This window comes from Mesorhizobium sp. M7A.F.Ca.US.006.04.2.1 (assembly GCF_004022915.1).
In the GTDB taxonomy this organism is placed as follows: Bacteria; Pseudomonadota; Alphaproteobacteria; order Rhizobiales; family Rhizobiaceae; genus Mesorhizobium; species Mesorhizobium ciceri.
In genome coordinates, this window is sequence record NZ_RZQA01000487.1 from 1 (window position 1) to 4939 (window position 4939).

Genomic DNA, 4939 nt, shown 5'->3' on the forward strand with positions numbered 1-4939 from the left:
TCGTGCCGGACAGCGTCACCGTGAACGCCGTCGCATCGAGCGAGCTGTTGCCGTCGCTGTCGTACTTGCCAGAGACCTGGGTGGCCGAGTCGACCACCAGCGTGATGGCATGGTTGCCGTCCGTCGTGACCAGCCCGGTCGCCGCCGCGCCGGCCAGAGCCAGCGCGTAGCCCACATCTGTCGTGTAGCCGTCGACCGCGCCGGCGTCGAAGGTCGGCGGCGTGATCGTCGCCTGGCTCTGCCCGCCAGCCCCGCTGGCCTCGACCACCTCGGCGGGACCAACCGTCACTGCCGCCGTGATCGAAAGCGTCGGATCGGTGTCGTCGAAGATCAGCGACAGCCCCGAACTCGTGCTTTGCTGCGACACGACGTCGGCGTCGCCGTCCGTCACCGTCACCGTTGCCACCACGTTGATCAGACCGTTGAGGTCGAGGGTGTTGTCCTCGCCCCCGCCTTGCGGCGCGTTCGAGTGCTCAAGCGCAACCAACGACGTCAGCGTCACCGTCGTGCCGGACAGCGTCACCGTGAACGCCGTCGCATCGAGCGAGCTGTTGCCGTCGCTGTCGTACTTGCCAGAGACCTGGGTGGCCGAGTCGACCACCAGCGTGATGGCATGGTTGCCGTCCGTCGTCACCAGCCCGGTCGCCGCCGCGCCGGCCAGAGCCAGCGCGTAGCCCACATCTGTCGTGTAGCCGTCGACCGCGCTCGCAGTGAAGGTCGGCGGCGTGATCGTCGCCTGGCTCTGCCCGCCAGCCCCGCTGGCCTCGACCACCTCGGCGGGACCGACCGTCACTGCCGCCGTGATCGAAAGCGTCGGCCCGTCATCGTCGAAGTTGATGAAGGAGCCGACCTCTTCGCTATAGGCGTTGGTGCTCGTCGCCGAGAAATGGAACTCGGAGATGTCGCACCCTTCGTTTGCATCGACCCCCTTAACCGCCAGCCGATCCATTGGGCCGCTGGTGGTGACATCGACGGTGGTGGTGTTATCGAGCCCGGTGATGGTGACAGTATTCCCGGTCCCGGTGAGCCCGGTGACCGTGATGTTGCCGCTCCCCGTGGCATAGGTGCCATCGGCGGTGATGAGGGACGCATACCCCGATGTGCCCGTCAACTTGATCCCGGTGATGTCCACGGAGCTGGTCGCAGTGCCGTCAAAGAAGTCCGTGCCTTGTTCGTTGTTCGTAACGTTAAAGGCACTGACTTGGACGTCCACCCGCGCAGTCGGAGTAGAAGGTGTGATTTGGCTGATCGTGAACCCGGCCTGCGTGATGGTCTCGATATGGCCGCCGTACTGGATTTGCGAGGCACTACCTGCGTTCAGGTTTCCGCCGGTCACAAAATCGACCTGCAGAGTTTCGTTCGGATTGATGCTCTGGTTGTTGATGCCGAAGCCCTGTTCACTGACGTTGGCGGTGCCACCGTTCAAACCGATCACCAGAAGCTGCTTGGAAGCGTCATTGGCCGAATTGATCAGGTAGAAATCATTATTGCCGGGCGCGGCGGCCGAGCCTAAGAAACTGGCCACGCTGGTGCCCGTCACCGATGCGAACACCTTGTTGGTCAGATCGATGCGGTCGTCCGGGTTGGTCGCGTCCGGATTGAGCAATGGCACATACTCGACCGTGTACAGGTCCGCATTGGTGGCGCTGGTGTTGATCAGCGCAAGCGAGAAGGCGAGCGGCCCGGTTTCGGCGGGCTCGGCGGCTTGGTCAGAGGTGCCAATGACGCCGATCACGACCTTTGCATCCGTTGGGTCCTGGAACAGCCAGACATAATTGCCGTCCACCGTCCGGATGCCGCTGTTGATGCCGACGGTGGCGGAAAACGGGGTCCCGGAGGCGCTCTGCGTCAGAACGACCGAGGTGATGGTTTCCCCTGCGCTCGCCGAGGCCACCACGAAGTTGGCCTGGAAGGCGACTTCCGGTGAAGTCAGTCCGCCCGGAGCGTCGAGGCTCAGGAGATACTGCAGCGTGGTGTTGGTGATGTGCGGCGGGACGGACGGGTTAACATCATCGTCCTGAAGGCCGATGGTCTCGTCGATGATGATTTCTTGAGTTGTGATGTCGAGTGCCATGGAGATTCTCCCCTTTTTGAACGCACCAAGAAAAGGGGTTCCCCTCCCCAGATGCTGGATGCCCCTACCCGAGTGCACCCGCTGACCCGCTGAATTGCGGCCTTTAATCCTGCAATGTGCCGCCGGCGAAGAGGGCGCGTCCATTCCCGCTTCGATAGTATTGCGGTCAATGTCCGCACCTGATCGAACGATATATATCCTTCGATAGATCAGGCTGGCGGGCGCTGGGAGAGGCCGCGACGGCGCAAGGAAGATGCCGTCGGACGGCTTTCCGGCCGTTGCCTTGCGTACAATGTCCGTGAGAGGGGAGAGGGGCGGTCAGAGCAGGCCGGTTCGGCCCGTTCCTGGACGCTCGACGCCTTTGCCGTGCGTCATCCAGGCCAGTTCCGCCCTGCCGCCGAGATGCAGTTTCTCGTAGACGTGATGCAGGTGCATCTTCACCGTGCCTTCGGATAAATGCAGCCGCTGCGCGATGGTCTTGTTGCGCAGCCCGCGCGAGACGAGATCGGCGATCTCGGTCTCCCGCCCGGTCAGCCGGGACATTGGCTGCGGCTGCGAGCCAGGCATCAGCAGCTGCTGGACGATCTTGTTGTCGATCCACTTCTTGCCCGCCGCCACCGCATTCACGCATTCGATGAGAAAGCGGTGGCTGATGCCGTCCAGAAACAGGCCGTCGACATCGAGTGTCTGTATTTCCTTGACATCGAGCCTGCCGGTTGGCTGCACGATGAAGATGATGCCGAGAGCGCTGTTGCCGGCCTTCAGCCGTGAGGAAAGACCTGATGTCTGCTGGTCCGCGAGATCCACGCCGACGATGACGATATCAGGTTGATGGCGCTCCACATGAGCGAGAACGTCCACAGGGCGGCGACACTGGGCGACAACATCGTGTCCAGCCTTCTGCAACACCCATTCCAGACCGGCGAGATATACCCCCCGCGGGTCCGCGACAACCACTGTTGACATGCGAACACCGTCCGTAAAAAACGCAACGAACTTGGTTAAATACCCGTAAAATCAGGAAACCAGAGCCCACATCGATTGTCAAGGAATAGCTAATATACATATTGCTATAATCTACGACGGACCGGCGGGCTCCCTCGCAGCGTAGCAGGCCGGCTGACGATTCTGCGGAGGCGATGCTGGACCTGGTTGAAATGCCAGCATTCGATCGCACGATGATCCGCGGAATCGAAGTCGAAATCGCCGGACGTCTCACCGCACTCCTGGGTGAGAAATTTGGTAGCGCCAGCGCGCTACCGCCTTTCCCCCCACGCGTCGAGCTGCCAATTCAGGCTTCGATGCTACGGCTGAACGGGCCGAGCTTGTGCGGTGCGACGGCGTTACCTGGTCGACCGCAAGCGAGCATTTGCCGGTGAAGGCTGACAGCGAAAGCAATCCGACGGCGGCTTCAAATATTCAGGTTGAACTGCGGGTATGCCGTCGGCAACCGGGGGCATTCCGAAAAACGCTGCGAAGTGAAAGTCTCACCCAAGATACGGATGAGGCAAGAGACATCTGACTGAGCGGGTTGCTGCTCGCAGGAAGCCGTCCCTGCGGTCTGCGCTTGGATGGTTTCGTTTCCATGGCGCGAGGTGCGCTGTTCCTCACCCGTTGTCGTCGAATGTCGCAGCAAAGTGCCTTGCGACTGGGAGGAGACCTGGAATGAACGACATCAAATTCACGTCCGGCCTGAGCGTGGTGGCAGATGCCCATGTCGCCTTTCGCGGCACGCCCTTCGTCGAACGGACGGCGCCACTGAACCAGAACGCACTCTGGATGCGCTGGGACAGGAACATGGTCGTCGATTGCTACTCCGATATGGTCGAGGAACTGGCGGCTATCCGCAACAGGGTGGCCATGGGCGACATGTCACCACTGTCGAAATATGTCATTGCCGGTCCGGATGCCGAGAGGATGATGGATGCGCTCATCCCGCGCGACATCAAGAAGCTGCAGGTCGGCCAGATCTACTATGCACCGTGGTGCGACGAGAACGGCCATGTCGTCGGCGACGGTCTGGTTTTCCGCATGGACGAAACCACCTTCCGCGTTTCCGCCGATCCCGGCCTTTCCTGGTGGAAGCAGCATGCCGAAGGCCTCGACGTCCGTGTCACCGACATATCCGATAGCTACGGCATCCTCACCTTGCAGGGACCGCGTTCCCGCGAAGTGCTGGAGGCTGTCACCCAGTCCGTGCAGGAATTGCCGTTCTCTCGCTTGGCCATCGTCACAATTGCCGGCAGACGGGTCGAGATCCTGCGCCAGGGTTTTACCGGCGAGCATGGCTATGAATTGTGGGTCAAGGCGGATGACGGCGCCGCCGTGTGGGACGCGGTCGAGGCGGCAGGCAAGCCTTTTGGCATCCTTCCTGCCGGCGCCTGGGCGCTCGACATAGCACGTCTCGAAGCCGGGCTGCTGATCGTTGGCTACGACTATACAAGTGCCGGCCCAGACCATGGCGGCGCCAGCATTCAGGCAGCTGGAAAGTATCGTGCGTCGCCCTTCGACCTCGGCCTGGGCCGGCTGGTCGACTTTCGCAAGGCCGATTTCATCGGCAAGGCGGCGCTGCAGCGCATGTCGAACACGGGTGACCATCGCCAGCTCGTCGGGCTCGACATCGACTGGTCGCAAGCCCTCGACGGCAAGGGGCTTGAGAGCAATGCGCCCGGAAATCTGCGGCGCGTGCAGTGGTATCCGCTGAAAGCCTTTCGCGGCGGCAAGGAAGTTGGGCACGCCAGCAGCGTCGCCTGGTCACCTTCGACCGGCAGGATGATCGGCTTCGGCCATCTGCGGCGTGAGGCCGCCGAGACCGGCACCGAGCTCACGCTGAAGTGGAACAAGGATGGCGTGGCGGCCGATGTC

At 62.0% G+C, this 4939-nt stretch carries 3 protein-coding genes; 1 reads left to right on the top strand and 2 read right to left on the bottom strand.

What is annotated here, in order from left to right:
* Both EN925_RS23295 and EN925_RS23300 read right to left on the bottom strand, forming a co-directional pair.
* Nucleotides 1-2074 (bottom strand): DUF5801 repeats-in-toxin domain-containing protein (locus tag EN925_RS23295; RefSeq protein ID WP_245487281.1); only part of this gene is annotated, 2074 nt, incomplete at its 3' end.
* Between the two features lie 318 nt (nt 2075-2392).
* On the bottom strand, nt 2393-3040 hold the full coding sequence (locus EN925_RS23300) for a response regulator transcription factor (protein WP_127368235.1): 648 nt from the start codon (nt 3038-3040) through the stop codon (nt 2393-2395).
* A gap of 699 nt (nt 3041-3739) precedes the next feature.
* On the opposite strand from EN925_RS23300, the gene EN925_RS23305 reads away from it, so the two are divergent.
* Nucleotides 3740-4939, top strand: a 1200-nt coding sequence (locus EN925_RS23305; protein WP_164894344.1) for an aminomethyltransferase family protein, incomplete at its 3' end; no start/stop codon positions are given.